A 16245-nucleotide genomic window follows, 5' to 3' on the forward strand; every position below is an offset into this window, starting at 1 on the left:
AGGAGCGGCTTTTCGTTGACCAGAACTTGCGATCAGTCGACCGTGGCAGGCAGCAAGCGCTCCGGTTCCGGATGCGCCTCCACTAGCAGCTCGCCTTCCTTGACGTCGATGTTGACGCGACCACCTTCCACCAGCTTGCCGAATAGCAGCTCGTCGGCCAGCGGGCGCTTGATCTTCTCCTGGATCACGCGCGACATCGGGCGTGCGCCCATCAGCGGGTCGAAGCCATGCTGGGCAAGCCAGTCGCGCGCGGTTGGGGTGGCCGACAGCGAGACATGCTTTTCCTGCAACAGCATTTCCAGCTCGATGATGAACTTGTCCACCACGCGCAGGATGTGGTCGAACCCCAGTGGCTGAAACTGCACGATGGCATCCAGACGGTTGCGGAACTCCGGCGTGAACCCGCGGCGGATCGACTCCATCGCATCGGTGGAATGATCCTGCTTGGTAAAGCCGATCGACCGCCGCGATGCCTGGGTGGCACCGGCATTGGTGGTCATCACCAGGATCACGTTCTTGAAGTTGGCCTCGCGCCCGTTGGTATCGGTGAGGATGCCGCGGTCCATGACCTGCAACAGGATGTTGAAGATGTCCGGGTGCGCCTTCTCCACCTCGTCCAGCAACAGCACGCAGTGCGGTGTCTTGACGATCTTCTCGGTCAGCAGGCCGCCCTGGTCGAAACCGACGTAACCCGGAGGCGCGCCGATCAGGCGGCTGATCGAATGCGCTTCCATGTACTCGGACATGTCGAAGCGCACCAGCTCGATGCCGAGCTGCAGCGCCAGCTGCTTGGTGACCTCGGTCTTGCCCACACCGGTGGGGCCGGCAAACAGGAAGTTGCCGATCGGCTTTTCCGGGTTGGCCAGGCCGGAGCGTGCCAGCTTGATGGAGCCGGCCAGTGTCTCGATCGCCGGATTCTGCCCGAAGATCACCATCTTGAGGTTGCGCTCCAGATGCTGCAGCACGTCCTTGTCGGTCGCGCTGACCTGCTTGGCCGGAATCCGCGCCATCTTGGCGACGATGGTCTCGATTTCCTCGATGTCGATCAGTTCCTTGCGCTTGCCTGCCGGCAACAGGCGCTGGCGCGCACCGGCCTCATCGATCACATCGATCGCCTTGTCCGGCAGCAGCCGGTCGCCGATGTGCTTGACCGACAAGTCAACTGCCGCCTGCAGCGCATCGTCGGCGTAGGTCACCCCATGGTGCGCCTCGTACTTGGGCTTGAGGCCCTGCAGGATCTCGAAGGTCTCGCCCACGGTGGGCTCGACGATGTCGATCTTCTGGAAGCGACGCGCCAGGGCACGGTCCTTTTCGAAGATGCCGCGGTATTCCTGGAAAGTGGTGGAGCCGATGCAACGCAGCTCGCCCGAGGCCAGCGCCGGCTTGATGAGGTTGGAGGCATCCATGGTGCCGCCCGACGCCGAGCCGGCCCCGATGATGGTGTGGATCTCGTCGATGAACAGCACCGCATTGGGCACCTTCTTCAGCGCGGTCAGCACGCCCTTCAGGCGCTTTTCGAAGTCGCCGCGATACTTGGTGCCCGCTACCAGCGCGCCCAGGTCCAGCGAGAAGATCACCGCATCGGCCAGCACGTCCGGCACGTCGTTATCGACGATGCGCTTGGCCAGTCCCTCGGCGATCGCGGTCTTGCCCACGCCCGCCTCGCCCACGTACAGCGGGTTGTTCTTGCGGCGGCGGCACAGCACCTGGATGGTGCGCTCGATTTCATCGGCACGGCCCACCAGCGGGTCGATCTTGCCGTTGCGCGCCTGCTCGTTGAGATTGGTGGCGTACTCGGCCAGCGCGTCGCCCTTGCCCTCGCCTTCCCCGCCCTCGCTCTTGGGCTCGCCCTCGGACGCGGAGGGCTGCTCGCTGTCTTCGCCCAGCTTGGCGATGCCGTGGGACAGATAGTTGACGATGTCCAGCCGGGTGATGTCCTGCTGGTTCAGGAAATACACCGCGTGCGAGTCCTTCTCGCCGAAGATGGCCACCAGTACGTTGGCGCCGGTGACTTCCTTCTTGCCGGACGATTGCACGTGGTAGACGGCGCGCTGCAGCACGCGCTGGAAGCCCAGCGTCGGCTGGGTATCGCGGCCGTCGTCTTCGGCCAGGCGCGAGACCGCCGCCTCGATCGCCTGCTCCAGATCGTTGTGCAGGCGCAGCTGGTCTGCCCCACAGGCCTTGAGCACGGCCTGTGCGGAGGGATTGTCCAGCAGCGAGAGCAGCAGATGCTCGACGGTCATGAACTCATGACGCGCCTCGCGTGCTCGCTTGTAGCACTGGCCGATGGTTTGCTCTAGGTCTTTGCTGAACATTGGTCACTCCGAACGGCTGTTGCCAACAATATGCGGCTTTTGTCGGGATTTTCCACAACCCTATCCAATAGGCATGTTCAGACAGCGTTAGCACGCGATTGCAGTCACACTGTTGCGCTGCTGGAATGATCCAGCAACGGTCTCAGCGCTGTTCCATCGTGCACAGCAACGGGTGCTGGTTCATCCGCGAAAACTCGTTGACCTGCGCCACCTTGGACTCGGCGACTTCGCGGCTGTAGACCCCGCAGACGCCGCGCCCACGGGTGTGGACGTGCAACATGACCTGGGTGGCGCTTTCCAGGTCCAGGTTGAAAAACTGCTGCAGGACGGTCACCACGAAGTCCATCGGGGTGTAGTCGTCGTTCAGCAGCAACACCTGGTAACGCGGCGGCGGCGCCACCTCCGGCTTGCTGGCTTCAACGGTCAGGCCGTGATCGTGTTCGTGTGAGGTCTTGCGAGGCATCCGGCCATTATACGGTTCAACGCCACGCGCATTGGACGATTTGCGCCGCGGCCCGCACAATTTGTCTCCAATTTCCCCCTTGGCCCCCATGACCGACTCCCTGACCGCAGCTGCGCCGGCGCCGCCGCCCTCGACCGACGCGGGCAACGCTGCCATGGCTGGCCCCCGCAGTGGGCGTATTGACCACTCTTGCGCGCTGGGCTCCGGCGGCTTGCCTGGCAACCCGTCCGCCCGCCAGGAGCGGCGGCGATGAGCGCCCCGCAGCCGCGCTGGCACCCCGATGTCACCGTGGCCACCGTGGTGGTGCGCGACGGACGCTTGCTGCAGGTGGAAGAGCGCATCGGCGACCGCCTGCTGCTGAACCAGCCGGCCGGGCATCTGGAGCCGGATGAAAGCCTGCTCGACGCCGCCGTGCGCGAAACCCTGGAAGAGACCGGCTGGGACGTGCGGCCGACCCATTTCATCGGCAGCTACCAGTGGCTGGCCCCGACCGGCCAGTGCTACCTGCGCTTTGCCTTCGTGGCCGATGCGCTGACACACCACCCCGAGCGCAGCCTGGATACCGGCGTGGTGCGGGCACTGTGGATGACGCCGGACCAATTGCGTGACGCCAGCGAGCGTTGGCGCAGCCCCCTGGTGTGGGAGGTGGTGGCCGACTACCTGGCCGGACAGCGGCATCCGTTGGCACTGGTGCGGCACGTCGCATGAGGACGCCGCGCATCGTGGTGGGCGTGTCCGGCGGGGTGGATTCGTCGGTGGCGGCCTGGCAACTGGCGCAGCAGGGCGAGGCGATCGCCGGGCTGTTCATGCAGAACTGGGCCGACGACGGCAGCGGCGATTGCCGCGCCGAAGACGACCGCCGCGACGCGGTGGCGGTCTGCGGGATGCTGGGCATCCCCTTCCACTTTCGCGATTTTTCCGGCGAATACTGGAGCGGCGTGTTCGAGCACTTCCTGGCCGAATACGCAGCCGGGCGCACCCCGAACCCGGACGTGCTGTGCAACCGCGAGGTCAAGTTCAAGCACTTCCTGGACGCCGCACAGGCACTGGGCGCCGAGCGCATCGCCACCGGGCATTACGCCCGGGTTGCCCACAGTGGCGGGCGCTGGCAGCTGCTGCGCGGCGCCGACCGGGGCAAGGACCAGAGCTATTTCCTGCATCAGCTGGGGCAGACCCAGCTGGCCGCCACCCTGTTCCCGGTCGGCGAGCTGGAGAAAAGCACGCTGCGCCGCATCGCCCAGGATGCGGGCCTGCCGACCCATGCCAAGAAGGATTCCACCGGGATCTGCTTCATCGGCGAACGCGACTTCCGCGAGTTCCTGGGCCGCTACCTGCCCGCCCGCACCGGCGAGATCCGCGACCCGCAGGGGCAGCGCATTGCCGAGCACCCCGGCGTGTTCTATTTCACCCTGGGCCAGCGCGAAGGCCTGAACATCGGTGGGGTGCGCGGCCGCGCGGCCGCGCCGTGGTACGTGGTGGGCAAGGACGTGGCCAGCAACGTGCTGTACGTGGACCAGGACCGCGACAGTCCGCTGCTGCAGTCGCGCTGGCTGCAGTCCGAGCTGGCCCACTGGGTCGCCGGTGCGCCGCCGGCGCGCCGCTTCAATTGCACCGCGCAGACGCGCTACCGGCAGCCGGACGAGCCGTGCACGGTGGCCGTGCAGGACGATGGCAGCATGCAGGTGCGCTTCGAGCGACCGCAGCGGGCGGTGACGCCCGGGCAGTCGCTGGTGCTGTACGACGGCGAGCAATGCCTCGGCGGCGCGGTCATTGCCGCCACCGATGCACCGCTGGAGCGTCAATTGGCAGGATCTTCTTCTTCCCCCGAGGGTGTGGCTTGATGAGTGTTTCCATGGATCACCGTGTGCTGGCGCTGGCCGGCGTTGCCCAGGCCCTGCAGCAGGTGCGGCGGATCGCCGAAACCGGGCATTCGGAGGCGGCCACGGTGCGCACCGCCATCGACAGCGTGTTCCGGGTGGATGCGGCCTCGCCGGAGGCGGTGTACGGCTCGACGGCGGCCCTGGCGCCCGGCCTGCGCCTGCTGCACAACTACTTTCGCAACCAGGGCCAGGACGATGTGCTGCCACGGCTGGCGCTGGCGGTGCTGCAGCTGGAGCGCCGCTTCGTGCGCGACACCGCCACCGTGGCCACGGTTTCCAGCGGGATCGCGGCGGCGGCGCAGCAGGCGCAGCGCCTGGACGACAGCGCGCATCCGGAGGTGTTGAGCGCGCTGGGCGGGCTGTATGCGCAGACCATCAGCCACCTGCGCCCCAAGGTCATGGTGCAGGGCAACCCGCACTACCTGGGCCAGGCCGGCGTGGTGGCGGAAATCCGCGCGCTGTTGCTGGCGGCGGTGCGCTCGGCGGTGCTGTGGCGGCAGATGGGCGGCAGCCTGTGGGATTTTCTGTTCGCCAAGCGCGCGATGAGCGAGGCGGTGGATCGCGCACTGCGTTGAGCAGCGCCGAAATGCCGGATGAAAGCGCCCACAACGGGCGCTGGCGTCCGCCAGTGGCGGCGCGATGCGCGAGGCAATCTGGCGATCGTCGCTAAAGACAACGGGGGGAGTGCCGATACAGCAACCGTGACTCCGCCGAGAACGCCCATGTATTCACGTCCACTCATCCGTCTAGCCGCCCCTCTGGCTCTGACCTTGCTGTTCCCCTTCGCTGTCGGATTCGACTGGCCCGCCTCGGTGCGCTGGGCGATCCTGGCGACCATGACCCTCAGTTGGTTGGGTTTTGCTGCCTGGGTGACGTATTCCCAGTTCCGGCCCAACCCGGACCAGGCCCGCATCCTGCGCGAGCAGGACCAGTTGCTCAACGAACTGCGGACGTTCGTCAGCAACGAAGTCGACGGGTCGCGCTCTGAAGTCGAGCGTGCCCGCGAACTGATCCGCCAGGCGGTGTCCGGCCTGGGCGGCAGCTTCGAAGCGATGAACCGCAAGTCGCGCCAGCAGAGCCAGGCGTTGGCCCGCATCGTGGACCGTGCCGGTGACGACGGCAGTGCCGGCGTCGACGTCGCCCGCTTCGCCCAGCACGCCAGCTCCCGCATGGAGCAGTTGGTGGAAGCGCTGGAACAGGTGAGCGGCCAGAGCACCAACACGGTGCATCACATCGACGAGATGGCCCAGCATCTGGATGGCATCTTCGCGTTGCTGGAAGACGTCAAGTCGATCGCCGACCAGACCAACCTGCTGGCCTTGAACGCGGCCATCGAAGCCGCGCGCGCCGGTGAAGCCGGTCGTGGCTTCGCGGTGGTCGCCGACGAGGTGCGCAACCTGTCCGAACGCTCCACCACCTTCAACGAGCAGATCCGCAAGCTGGCGCACAGCTCCAAGGAATCGATCGCCAAGGTGCGTGAAACGGTCTCGCAGCTGGCCTCGCGCCACATGGACCGCTCCCGCGAGGCGCGCCATGAATCGGCCGCCATGCTGGAGAACGTCGCCCAGATCAACGCCTCGTTGGGCGATGGCATGCGCGAAATCTCCGAATGCGCCCGCTCCATCGACGGCAGCGTGGCCGAAGCGGTGCGTGCGCTGCAGTTCGAAGACATCGCCACGCAGACCCTGAGCGGCATCCACACCCACCTCGATCGCCTCACCGCGATCAACCGCGAGGCAGTGGCGCTGCAGGAACTACTGCATCGCAATGGCGGCGTGTACGACAGCGACCTGGTCGCCGCGCTGCAGAAGGTGTCCAACCGCTTGCGCGACATGCGCGTGGAGTGGGAACGCCCGCCGCACAAGCCGGTGGCGCAGCAAGGCATGGGTGCCGGCACGGTCGAGCTGTTCTGAGACCGATGCCGACCCGCAACGTCTGATCCCGACATTCCCCGGCCTGCCGGGGATTTGTCGTTCCGTACCGACCTGGTGTTTCGTCATGACGCTACTTGCCCCCACCATCGATGCGGACCCCAGCGATGCGCTGCAGTCCGCCGCATTGGCTGCCACGTACGCCGAGCGCATCGCGCAAGGCGACGCGGCCAAGCCGGTGGTGCGGCGCGTGCGCCTGCCGGCCGCGCTGGAGCGGCTGGAACTTGCCGCCCGCGCAGAGGTCAAGGCGCTGGTCAATCCGCGCCGCGATTGCAGCGAAGACGAGCTGCTGTTCGCCACCGTGGCCTGGGATCTGGGCCTGGATGGCGCCGCAGTCGGCGCCTCCGGGCGCTGATGCAACACCGGCGGAGCGCGTCTCGGCAGGTGCCCCGCCGGATTGTCGAACTGCCCGATCTCAGGCGTTTGAGCGGCCGGTTTCCACCGTACCCCGGCATCGCTGATGGCGTGCACGCCCGCCCTTGCGACCGCCCTGCCCGACCGGACGTCGCTCGCTCCGGCGGGTGTCGCCGGTCTTGGTCACCCCGTCACCGTGCATCTCGGCCCTTGGCGCATTGCCAGGCAGGGTGAGCACGCGTTCCTGTTCCGATTGAGCGCCCTGGCGACCGTGACGAAGATCTCTCCCGGCAGTGCTTGCGACAGCGCCCTCGCCTGCAGCAGTGCGACACACGACAAGGCGTTGGCCTGGAACTTCACGCGCGTGCACGTCCTTTCCTGACCAATACAGCGCGCAGCTCGCTACCCTGAAGGCGCGAGCTTTTGTTCAAATCGACGTGAGAAGGTCCGCTGCCATGGCACGGCACCAATGCGGTGGCATCACTGCAGGACTGTGCACCGCGCCGGGCTGGCGGCGCCAGCCGGGCCAACATCTCAGTTGGCGATCACCAACCGCGCGCCCAGCCGCATGCCGGCTTCGGCCTCGCGCAGCCACTGCGCCATGTCGCGTGGCGACAACGGGCGCGAGTAGAAATACCCCTGGATTTCGTCGCAGCCCTGCTGGCGCAGCAAGGCATCTTCCTGCACCGTCTCCACGCCCTCGGCCACCACCTGCATGCCCAGCGCATGGCCCAGGTGCACGATGGCCTGGGTCACTTCGGCCGTGTTGGCGTCGTCGAGCATGCCCTGCACGAAGCTGCGGTCGATCTTCAGGCGCTGCACCGGAAAGCGGTTGAGGTAGTGCAGATTCGAGAATCCAGTACCGAAGTCGTCCACCGCCAGCAGCACGCCGTTCTGTTCGAACAACTCGAAGCAACGGCGCAGCGAATCCGAATCGCGAATCAAGGCCGATTCGGTCAACTCCAGCTCCAATCGCGACGGCGACCAGCCGTTGTCGCGGCAGATCTCCAGCACGCGCTCGGCAAAGCCGCGCTCGCGCAGCTGCACTGCCGAAACGTTGACCGCAATGCGGCTGAAGTTGAGTCCGGCACGGTCCCAGACCACCGCCTGGCGACAGGCCTCGCCAATGACCCATTCGCCAAGGCGCACGATCTCGCCGCACTCCTCGGCGATGGGAATGAACTCGGCCGGGCTGCACGGCCCGTGACCCGGCCGATTCCAGCGCATCAACGCCTCGATCGCTGGCGAGGTATCGCCGACGGTATTGACCAGCGGTTGGTAGACCAAGGTGAATTCTTCGCGTTCCAGCGCGCCTTGCAGCGCATGCTCCAGCTCCAGGCGACGCTGTGCACGCATTAGCACGTCCTGGCTGTAGTAATGGAACGTGTTGCGGCCCGATTCCTTGGCGGCATACATCGCCGCGTCGGCGGCGCGCAGCAGGCTGTCGAAGTCCGACAGGCCCTCCCCTTGCAGCGCGATACCGATGCTGGCGCCGAGCTTGAGGGTCACTTGGTCCTTGCGCAGCGGTTCGCCCAGCGCGCTGATGAGCTTGCGCGCGACGTGGCCAGCATCTTCCGGCTCGGACAGATCGCGCAGCAGCACGATGAATTCATCGTCGCTGAAGCGGCCGAACAGGTCACTGTTGCGCAGGTGCTGGTGCAGGCGCGCGGAGGCGAGCTTGAGCAGGTTGTCGCCGGTCGCATGACCGAAGGAATCGTTGATGCTCTTGAAGCCATCCAGATCGATCAACAGCATGGCCATCACCTGGCCGCGCTCATGCGCTTCGCGGATGGCGTTTTCGGCCTGCTCGCGCAGCAGGAAGCGGTTCGGCAGGCCAGTCAGGCGGTCGTAATGTGCCAACAGCTCGATGCGTTCATTGGCCTCGCGCTCGCGGGTGACATCGCGGAACAGGGCCACGAAGCGCGGCGGCAGGCCTTCGCGTCGGTCCAGTTCAATCAGGACCTGCACCCAGACGCGCTGGCCGGAATTGCGGTAGAAGCACAGCTCCAGTTGTTCGGGCAGGCCGCCGTCGGAAATGCGCAGCAGCGCCGATTCGAAGGCATCACGCGAGTCCTGGGTGTAGAGCGCAAGCGCCTGCTCCAGGGTGATGTTTTCCTTGCGCAGGCCGTGGATGCGATAGCACTCCTCGGTCCACTGCATGCGGCGGGTGTCGACCTCGATCTCGCAACCGCCGATCTTGCCCAGTGCTGAGACGCGGTTGAGCAATTCGGTACGCCAGCGGATCAAGGCATCGGTCTGGCGTTGTTCGGTCACATTCTGTAGTTGGCCAAGAACGCGCACCATGCTGGCGTTGCCATCGAACACCGGCTGCGCCCACACCCGCAGATGATGCGGGTTGACGCCCGGCAGGCCGTTGACTTCCAGCTCGAAATGCACGGGTAGGCCTTCGTGCTTGATCTTGCGCCAGGCGCTGCGCAATTGCGCAAGCGAAGTGCGCGCAAGCAGGCGCAACAGGTCGCGGACGCCGTGCAGACGCAGTTCGGCCATGCCGAGCTGCTGCAGGAAATCCGGCGAGATCCACAACTGGTCGTTCAACGCATCCCAGCTCCAGCTTCCCATGCTGGCAATGCGCTGGGCCTCTTCCAGCTGGGCCTGCTGCTCACGCAGCTGCTGTTCGAGCAGTTTCTGGTGGTGCACATCGGTATGCGTGCCGACCATGCGTAGCGGCCGGCCATCGGCGGTGCGCGAGACCACCCGGCCACGGTCCAGAATCCAGCGCCATTGGCCGTCGTGCTGGCGCAGGCGGAATTCGGCCACATAGGTCTCGGCACGCCCCTCCAGGTGGGCCTGCACCGCGGCGCTGACTTTCGCGTGATCGTCGGGATGGATCAGCCCGGACAAGGCAGTGAGATTGTTCGGCGGCGGCTGCTCGCTGTAGCCGAGCATGCGCGTCCAGCGTTCGGAGCGGTACACCACGTCGGCCGGGATATCCCAGTCCCACAGGCCGTGATCGGCGCTGTCCAGACCCATTTCCCAGCGACTGGTGCCGTCGGCGCCTACCGGTTCGGGAATGCTCAACGTGAACGCCATGACCTGGCCATGCTCGTCGCACACCGCGCGCAGCCAGCCTTCCAGTCGCCTGCCGCCGGTGCCCGGCAACACGCAGGCGGCCATGCCGCCGCCGTCCGCCACCTGGGCGCGGCTGCTTTCCAGCACTTCGGCATAGGCACCAAGGGTTGCCGGCAGCCCGATCGACTGCGCAACGCGGTTGGCCGCCAGCGGCTGGCCATGCGCATCCAACAACACCACCGCCGAGGTCAGCGGGTGTTGCAGCATGCTTGCAATGACGCCTGAGTCCACTCTGGAACACTCCGAAGAATCGCCCCCTGGCTCGGGGTCGCAATGGATAACGGCCGTTTGATGAATTAGTTGAGGCACCGGTTTTCGGCATGACCGAACCGGACCGAGTTACGGCTAAGATGGTTCCATCGCCCGCTCCATAGGTCGTCTGCGGACCCATGCAACAACCCGACGCCGCGCCCGCGTTCTCGTCCCCTCCCGTTTCCTGCCTGCGTCTGGCCCGGCGCCTGACCCATGGTGTGTGGACCCTCACCGGGCTGTACCTGCTGGTGGGCGTGATCTGGCTGTTGCTGGGCAACCGGCTGCTGAGCCTGGCCGGCGCGGCAACCCCGGAACGCTGGTCCGATGCCAGCTTCCTGCTGCTGTCGAGTGTGGTGATCCATGTGGTCCTGCGGCGTTTCGTGGCCCTGATCGTGGACGAACATGCGCAACTGGCGCAGTCCGAGGCCTTGTTGAAGGCCAAATTCCTGGCACTGCCCAGCCCGGCGTTCGTCTACGATCTGGCGAGCATGCGCATCCTCGATGCCAACCCGGCAGCGCTGGAATTCTTCGGCTGGGAGCGTGACGAGTTCCTGCAACAGACCCTGCAGGCGATCTGGCCCAACGCCGACGGCGCGCGGCTGGAAGAGGTGATCGCGCAGATCCGCGCCAAGGGCGATGCCACCTGCGTATTGCACGAAGACCTGATGACGCGCAGCGGGCCGCGCCATGTGGAGGTGCGCAGCAACCAGCTGCATCTGGCCAGTGGCCCGGCCCGCCTGGTGGTGACCCTGGACCGCAGCGAGGAACGGCAGGCGCAGCAACTGCGCGATGAGGCCGTGCAGCGCCTGGAAGAAGCGCAATCCATCGCGCGGCTGGGCTCGTGGCAGCTGGATCGGCAAACCGGCCTCGGGCGCTATTCGCCGGCGGTCTATCGCGTGCTGGGGCGCAGCGTGCCGATGCACCGGCGCGAGCATCGGCTGGAAGAACTGCTGACCGCCTCCGACACCGCCACCCAGGCGCGGATCGAACGCATGATCGAAGATATGTGCACCGGTGGCGAGGTGCAGATCGACGTGCTGTTGCCGCTGACCGGTGGCGATTCGCAACCCCGCACCGTGCATCTGCGCGCCGAGAGCGTGACCACCGCCAGCGGCGCGCGGCACGTGCACGGCACCTTGCAGGACGTGAGCGAGCGCGAACAGTCGCGGCGCCTGCTGCGCGAGCGCGAAGAGCAGTTTCGCGAGCTGGTGCGGGTGTTGCCGGACGGGGTGCTGATCCTGGCCGACGAGCACGTGATGTATGCCAATGCGGCCGGCTCGGTCCAGTTCGGCTTCCAGGGCGAGACCATCCTGGGCGAACCTCTGCAGACGCTGGTCAACGACACCGATCTGCCCCTGGTACGCGACTACCTGCGCGCCGGCAGCGACCGCAACGAGCCGGTGTCCAGTGCGCGCGCGATGCGCCGCCGCGATGGCAGCACGTTCTATGCCGGCCTGTCGGCCGGCGACATTCGCTATGGCGGGCGCAGCTGCAAGTTGCTGGTGGTACGCGACCTGAGCGAACCCGAACGCATGCGCGATGCGCTGGCCGAGAGCAACGCCGAACTGCAGGCAATGGCCAAGCGGCTGTTTTCGTTGCAGGAAGACGAACGCCGCGCCATCTCGCGTGACCTGCACGATGATATCGGCCAGGCGATCACGGCGATGAAGCTCTCCGCGCACGCGGCACTGGACGAGCCCGATCCTGAGGCGCGGCGCGAAGACCTGCTGGAAGTGGTGTCGCTGGCCGACACCACGGTGACCAAGCTACGCAATCTGTCGATGCTGTTGCGCCCGCCGCAACTGGACGCACTGGGCCTGGAAGCGGCACTGCGCTGGCAGGCGTCGATGCTGTTCCGTGCCTCGCAGGTGCGGCTGGAGCTGGATATCCAGCCGCTGGATGTGCGTCCGGGCAACGAGATCGAGCAAGCCTGCTTCCGCATCGCGCAGGAAAGCCTTACCAATGCGCTGCGGCATGCCTGTGCCGGTGAAGTACGCGTGCGGCTGCGCTCGATCGACAGCGAAAGCTTCAGCCTGGAAGTCAGCGACGATGGTGATGGGTTCGAGCCGGAAGGTCCACGCGGGCTTGGATTGATCGTGATGCGTGAGCGCGCGCAAACCGTCGGCGGTGCGCTCGCGATAGAATCGGCTCCCGGTGCAGGCACGCGCGTGACGTTGCGCCTGCCCTATCACCCGGCCGGCGAGTCCGTCCACGAAGATGGTGGACGCTGAGTCATGTGGAACCCTGTGATCCCGCCCGGACTGGAAATCGTCAAGCCGACGCGGCTGGGTGCGGGTAACCCCGACCTGTTGCACTTGGTGGACGCGGCCGCTTCCGGCGGCGCGCCCCTGATGGTCTTCCATGTCGATATCGACCACTTCGCCTCGATCAACGAAAACATGAGTGGCGAGGTCGGCGACCAGGCGCTGACCCTGGTTGCGCGACGGCTGCAAGAATTTTTGGGCACGCGCGGCAAGCTGTGGCGCCATGGCAGCGACGAGATGGTCATCGTGGCGGTGCGCCGCGAGGACACGCCATTGCCGGAAGATTTCGCCGAAGAGATCCGCCAGCAATTGGAGCTACCGCTGTCGGTTTTGCCGTACACGCTGTTCATGACCGGCAAGGTGGGCATCAGCCTGTGCCCGGAACATGCCACCTCGCTGTCCACCTTGCTCGATTACGCCGAGGAAGCCAGCTACCAGGCCGCGCGCGAAGGCGGCAATACGGTGCGGTTGTACACGCGCAATTCGGCGACCAATGCGCATAGCGAAAGCATCATCGCGCGGCAGATCGTCGATGCCATTCCGCATGGCGAGCTGCGCCTGCGCTATCAACCCCTGGTGAGCGCACGCGACGGGCGCATCGTGGGCATGGAGGCGCTGCTGCGCTGGCAGTCGCCGACGCTGGGCATGCTGGTACCGGAGCGCTTCATGCGCACCGCCGAACGCCTGGGCGTGATCGTGCAGATCGGCGAGTGGGTACTGCAGAACGCGGTACGCCAGGCGCGGCTATGGCGCGACCAGGGTTTCGACGATTTCAGCATCGCGGTGAACGTTTCCACACTGCAGCTGCTGCGCCCGGGCTTCTTCAACGAAGTGATGGCGATGCTGCAGACCGCAGGCGTGCCAGCGCAATTCGTGACCCTGGAGATCAACGAAAGCGCGTTGACCAACAACGTCAACTTCGTCCACGAGACGATGGCCAACCTGCGCAATGAAGGCATCAGCCTGAGCCTGGACAATTTCGGCACCGGCGATTCCAGCCTGAGCGCACTGGTGCGTTACCCGGTGGATCGGCTGAAGATCGACCGCAGCTTCATCAAGAGCGCGCCGGCCGGCAGCCGCGAAGCGGCGATCGCGCGCGCCATCATCGCGATGGGCCACCAACTGGGCATGACGGTGATTGCCAATGGCGTGGAATCGCAGGCCCAGCTGGGCTTTTTGCGCCGCAACGATTGCGACATTTTCCAGGGGTATCTGTTCGGCGAGCCGATGTCGGCCGAGTCGGCAGGCATGGCGCTACGGCGGCGCTACCTGCGCCCGGAGTCGTTCGCCGAAAGCCGCCCCGACCGCACCCTACTGCTGCTGGACGACGAAGAAAACGTGCTGCGTTCGCTGGTGCGCCTGTTCCGCCGCGATGGCTACCGCATCCTGGCGGCCGGCAACGTGCGCGACGCCTTCGACCTGCTGGCCACCAACGACGTGCAGGTGATTCTCTCGGACCAGCGCATGAGCGACATGAGCGGCACCGAATTCCTGGGCCGGGTGAAGATGCTCTACCCCGACACCGTGCGCCTGGTGCTGTCCGGTTACACGGACCTGGCCACGGTGACAGAGGCAATCAACCGCGGCGCGATCTACCGCTTCCTGACCAAGCCCTGGAACGACGACGAACTGCGCGAGCACATCCGCCAGGCGTTCCGCACGCATGACGAATTGCGCAACGGCCGGGAATAGGGAATCGGGAGTGGGGAATCGGTAGAGCAGCCCATTACCGCCCTGTTTGCATTATCAGACCCGCAGCCAACACCCAGCCACCGACAAACCGCTTCTACCCATTCCCGATTCCCCATTCCCGAATCCCAGTGCGTCAGCGCTACTTCGGCTGCCGGATCGGCAACACGATGCGGAAGCTGGCACCCTGCCCCGGGACGCTTTCCACGTCGATACGGCCGTGATGCTTGTTGATGATGCCGTAGGAGATTGACAGGCCCAGGCCAGTGCCACTACCGACCGGCTTGGTGGTGAAGAACGGGTCGAAAATGCGCTGCAGCAGATCCGGTGCGATGCCGGCGCCGCTGTCCTGGAACTGGATCCACACGTTGTCGGCCTCGTCGCGGCCGGTGGCGACGGTGATCGTGCCGCGCTCGGCGATGGCCTGCCCGGCATTGAGCAGCAGGTTCATGTACACCTGGTTGAGCTCGGACGGCAGGCACTCCACCAGCGGCAGATCGGCGTAGTTGCGCTCCAGGGTGACCTTGTACTTGAGCTCGTTCCAGATGATGTTGATGGTCGATTCCAGACCGGCGTGCAGGTCCACCATCTTCCATGACTCGGAGCGGTCCGAGTACGAAAAGTCCTTGAGGTCGCGCACGATGCGGGTCACCCGTTCGATGCCCTCGCGCGACTCGGACATCAGTTGCGGCAGATCGCGGCTGATGAAGTCGATGTCGGCACGATTGCGGATCTCGTCGATCTCCGGGATCAGCGCCTTCGGGTCCGGCGCCTGCAGCGCACGCTCGTAGGCTTCGATCAGGGTGAACAAGCTGCGCAGATACTCCTGCAGGCTGCCGAGGTTGGAGTGCACATACCCGATGGGGTTATTGATCTCGTGCGCGACGCCGGCCGCCAGCTGGCCGATGGAGGCCATCTTTTCCGACTGCAGCAGTTTGTCCTGTGCGCCGTTCAGGCGCATATAGGCCTGGCGCAGTTCCGCATGGCGCTGTTGCAACTCGCGCTCGTAGTCCTGCTGGCCTTCGATATTGTGGAACAACGCCAGGAAGTGACCGGCGCCCTGCTCTTCGTTGTAGTACAGGTGCGCGATGACCACCGTGTCTGCCACCGGCAGGCTGCCGGTCCAACTGCCCTTGCTACGCGCCTGGTTGAGCGCGTCTGCGGGCAGCACCTGCGAGATGCGCTCCCCCAGGTTGCGGTCGTCGGTAGGGTCTTCCTTGCACAGGCTCTGCCGCGCGACGGCGTTGGCCAGGATCAGCTGCCCGTCGGCACGAAACAACAACACGCCCTCCAACAGCTGGTCGCCGAAGGCGCGTAGCGTGGTCGAAGACGGCAGCAGTGCTTGGTTGAGAAAGAACTTGGCGGTCACGGGAGAAGGCAGCGGCAAGGGCAGCTCAATATACGCCCAACCACTGCAGCGCCATATCGCCACTTGGTCGTAGACCGCATCCCGCGCGTGCGGTGCTCGCTACCTGGCAGGCACGGCCGCAGCAGCAATTGATGGCGCAGCCTGACGGCATGCCGGGATGTGCATCGCCACTGCAGGGGCCAGTCGGCCCACCATCGCGCGCACTATTTCGGTGGCGGCATGGGATGGCGCATGGCCTTGCCACGGACGTGCCTGTGTCATCGCCAGTGCGGCAGCGGTGCTTGCGCCCCGGTCTTCAGGCCACGGCCAGCGAACGCCCGCCGCGCACCACGTTGGATTGGCCCTTGGCATCGTAGGACGGCGCGCTTTCTGTGCGGCCCAGGTGACGCAGCGCCCAGTTCACTTCCCGGCGGCGGCGTGCCAGCAGCGCGCCATTGGCGCGATTGGCTTCGGCCAGCTCGCGCAGGCGGTCTTCCTCGCCTTCGGGCATCGCTGATTCCAGCGCGCGCAGCGCCGACAGCTTGTCCTGCGTGTGCCGCATCAACCCATCGATGTCGTTCTCGAGTAATGCCTGGCGTTCGCCGGCCAGCGCATCGCTGAGACGTTGCAGGGACTCGTTCACGTTCATCCTTTGCGGT

13 protein-coding genes are annotated in these 16245 nt (G+C 65.8%); 8 read left to right on the plus strand and 5 right to left on the minus strand.

What is annotated here, in order from left to right:
- Nucleotides 1–32 precede the first annotated feature (32 nt).
- Entirely contained in the window at nt 33–2315 is a 2283-nt protein-coding gene (gene clpA, locus XcuCFBP2542_RS11480) for an ATP-dependent Clp protease ATP-binding subunit ClpA (protein ID WP_104603692.1), read from the minus strand.
- Nucleotides 2316–2457: 142 nt separating this feature from the next.
- The gene (gene clpS / locus XcuCFBP2542_RS11485; protein WP_104603693.1) at nt 2458–2778 is read right to left on the minus strand and encodes an ATP-dependent Clp protease adapter ClpS; all 321 of its coding nucleotides are present in this window, start codon (nt 2776–2778) and stop codon (nt 2458–2460) included.
- A gap of 249 nt (nt 2779–3027) precedes the next feature.
- On the opposite strand from clpS, the gene XcuCFBP2542_RS11490 reads away from it, so the two are divergent.
- The 6 genes from XcuCFBP2542_RS11490 (at nt 3028) to XcuCFBP2542_RS11515 (ending at nt 7325) form a co-directional block, all read left to right on the plus strand.
- Nucleotides 3028–3486 (plus strand): NUDIX hydrolase, encoded by a 459-nt coding sequence (locus XcuCFBP2542_RS11490; RefSeq protein WP_104603694.1) that lies wholly within the window; start codon nt 3028–3030, stop codon nt 3484–3486.
- Nucleotides 3483–4619 carry a tRNA 2-thiouridine(34) synthase MnmA gene (gene mnmA / locus XcuCFBP2542_RS11495; RefSeq protein WP_104603695.1) on the plus strand — a complete coding sequence of 379 codons (1137 nt, stop codon included), beginning with the start codon at nt 3483–3485 and terminating at the stop codon, nt 4617–4619. The genes XcuCFBP2542_RS11490 and mnmA overlap by 4 nt, the downstream gene beginning before the upstream one ends.
- Nucleotides 4619–5233, plus strand: a complete 615-nt coding sequence (gene hflD, locus XcuCFBP2542_RS11500) for a high frequency lysogenization protein HflD (RefSeq protein WP_104603696.1) — start codon at nt 4619–4621, stop codon at nt 5231–5233. Before mnmA ends, hflD begins: the two co-directional genes overlap by 1 nt.
- A gap of 147 nt (nt 5234–5380) precedes the next feature.
- A complete protein-coding gene (locus tag XcuCFBP2542_RS11505) occupies nt 5381–6571 on the plus strand; it encodes a methyl-accepting chemotaxis protein (protein WP_104603697.1) in 1191 nt (396 codons plus the stop codon).
- A gap of 85 nt (nt 6572–6656) precedes the next feature.
- The gene (locus tag XcuCFBP2542_RS11510) at nt 6657–6944 is read left to right on the plus strand and encodes a hypothetical protein (protein WP_104603698.1); all 288 of its coding nucleotides are present in this window, start codon (nt 6657–6659) and stop codon (nt 6942–6944) included.
- A 105-nt stretch (nt 6945–7049) separates the two neighbouring features.
- The gene (locus tag XcuCFBP2542_RS11515; RefSeq protein ID WP_104603699.1) at nt 7050–7325 is read left to right on the plus strand and encodes a hypothetical protein; all 276 of its coding nucleotides are present in this window, start codon (nt 7050–7052) and stop codon (nt 7323–7325) included.
- A gap of 152 nt (nt 7326–7477) precedes the next feature.
- Here the strand turns inward: XcuCFBP2542_RS11515 and XcuCFBP2542_RS11520 are convergent, their stop codons facing one another.
- Nucleotides 7478–10264: a sensor domain-containing protein gene (locus XcuCFBP2542_RS11520; RefSeq protein WP_208800365.1), complete on the minus strand. Its 2787-nt coding sequence runs from the start codon at nt 10262–10264 to the stop codon at nt 7478–7480.
- Between the two features lie 158 nt (nt 10265–10422).
- Between XcuCFBP2542_RS11520 and XcuCFBP2542_RS11525 the strand changes: the two genes are divergently transcribed.
- Together XcuCFBP2542_RS11525 and XcuCFBP2542_RS11530 are read left to right on the plus strand one after the other, a co-directional pair.
- Nucleotides 10423–12516, plus strand: coding sequence for a sensor histidine kinase (locus tag XcuCFBP2542_RS11525; RefSeq protein WP_104603700.1), 2094 nt, complete (start codon nt 10423–10425; stop codon nt 12514–12516).
- A 3-nt stretch (nt 12517–12519) separates the two neighbouring features.
- Nucleotides 12520–14241 (plus strand): EAL domain-containing protein, encoded by a 1722-nt coding sequence (locus tag XcuCFBP2542_RS11530; RefSeq protein WP_104603701.1) that lies wholly within the window; start codon nt 12520–12522, stop codon nt 14239–14241.
- Nucleotides 14242–14380: 139 nt separating this feature from the next.
- Here XcuCFBP2542_RS11530 and XcuCFBP2542_RS11535 read toward each other — a convergent pair whose 3' ends face one another.
- Nucleotides 14381–15607 carry an ATP-binding protein gene (locus tag XcuCFBP2542_RS11535; protein ID WP_104603702.1) on the minus strand — a complete coding sequence of 409 codons (1227 nt, stop codon included), beginning with the start codon at nt 15605–15607 and terminating at the stop codon, nt 14381–14383.
- A gap of 295 nt (nt 15608–15902) precedes the next feature.
- Entirely contained in the window at nt 15903–16235 is a 333-nt protein-coding gene (locus XcuCFBP2542_RS11540; protein ID WP_104603703.1) for a flagellar protein FlgN, read from the minus strand.
- Nucleotides 16236–16245 lie beyond the last annotated feature (10 nt).

The organism is Xanthomonas cucurbitae (genome assembly GCF_002939885.1).
Lineage (GTDB): Bacteria > Pseudomonadota > Gammaproteobacteria > Xanthomonadales > Xanthomonadaceae > Xanthomonas > Xanthomonas cucurbitae.

Coding starts and splice junctions, on each gene's coding strand:
- XcuCFBP2542_RS11530 (WP_104603701.1), top strand. CDS start 12,520: ATGTGGAACCCTGTGATCCCGCCCGGACTGGAAATCGTCAAGCCGACG.
- hflD (WP_104603696.1), top strand. CDS start 4,619: ATGAGTGTTTCCATGGATCACCGTGTGCTGGCGCTGGCCGGCGTTGCC.
- mnmA (WP_104603695.1), top strand. CDS start 3,483: ATGAGGACGCCGCGCATCGTGGTGGGCGTGTCCGGCGGGGTGGATTCG.
- clpA (WP_104603692.1), bottom strand. CDS start 2,315: ATGTTCAGCAAAGACCTAGAGCAAACCATCGGCCAGTGCTACAAGCGA.
- XcuCFBP2542_RS11515 (WP_104603699.1), top strand. CDS start 7,050: ATGGCGTGCACGCCCGCCCTTGCGACCGCCCTGCCCGACCGGACGTCG.
- XcuCFBP2542_RS11525 (WP_104603700.1), top strand. CDS start 10,423: ATGCAACAACCCGACGCCGCGCCCGCGTTCTCGTCCCCTCCCGTTTCC.
- XcuCFBP2542_RS11490 (WP_104603694.1), top strand. CDS start 3,028: ATGAGCGCCCCGCAGCCGCGCTGGCACCCCGATGTCACCGTGGCCACC.
- XcuCFBP2542_RS11505 (WP_104603697.1), top strand. CDS start 5,381: ATGTATTCACGTCCACTCATCCGTCTAGCCGCCCCTCTGGCTCTGACC.
- XcuCFBP2542_RS11510 (WP_104603698.1), top strand. CDS start 6,657: ATGACGCTACTTGCCCCCACCATCGATGCGGACCCCAGCGATGCGCTG.
- XcuCFBP2542_RS11540 (WP_104603703.1), bottom strand. CDS start 16,235: ATGAACGTGAACGAGTCCCTGCAACGTCTCAGCGATGCGCTGGCCGGC.
- clpS (WP_104603693.1), bottom strand. CDS start 2,778: ATGCCTCGCAAGACCTCACACGAACACGATCACGGCCTGACCGTTGAA.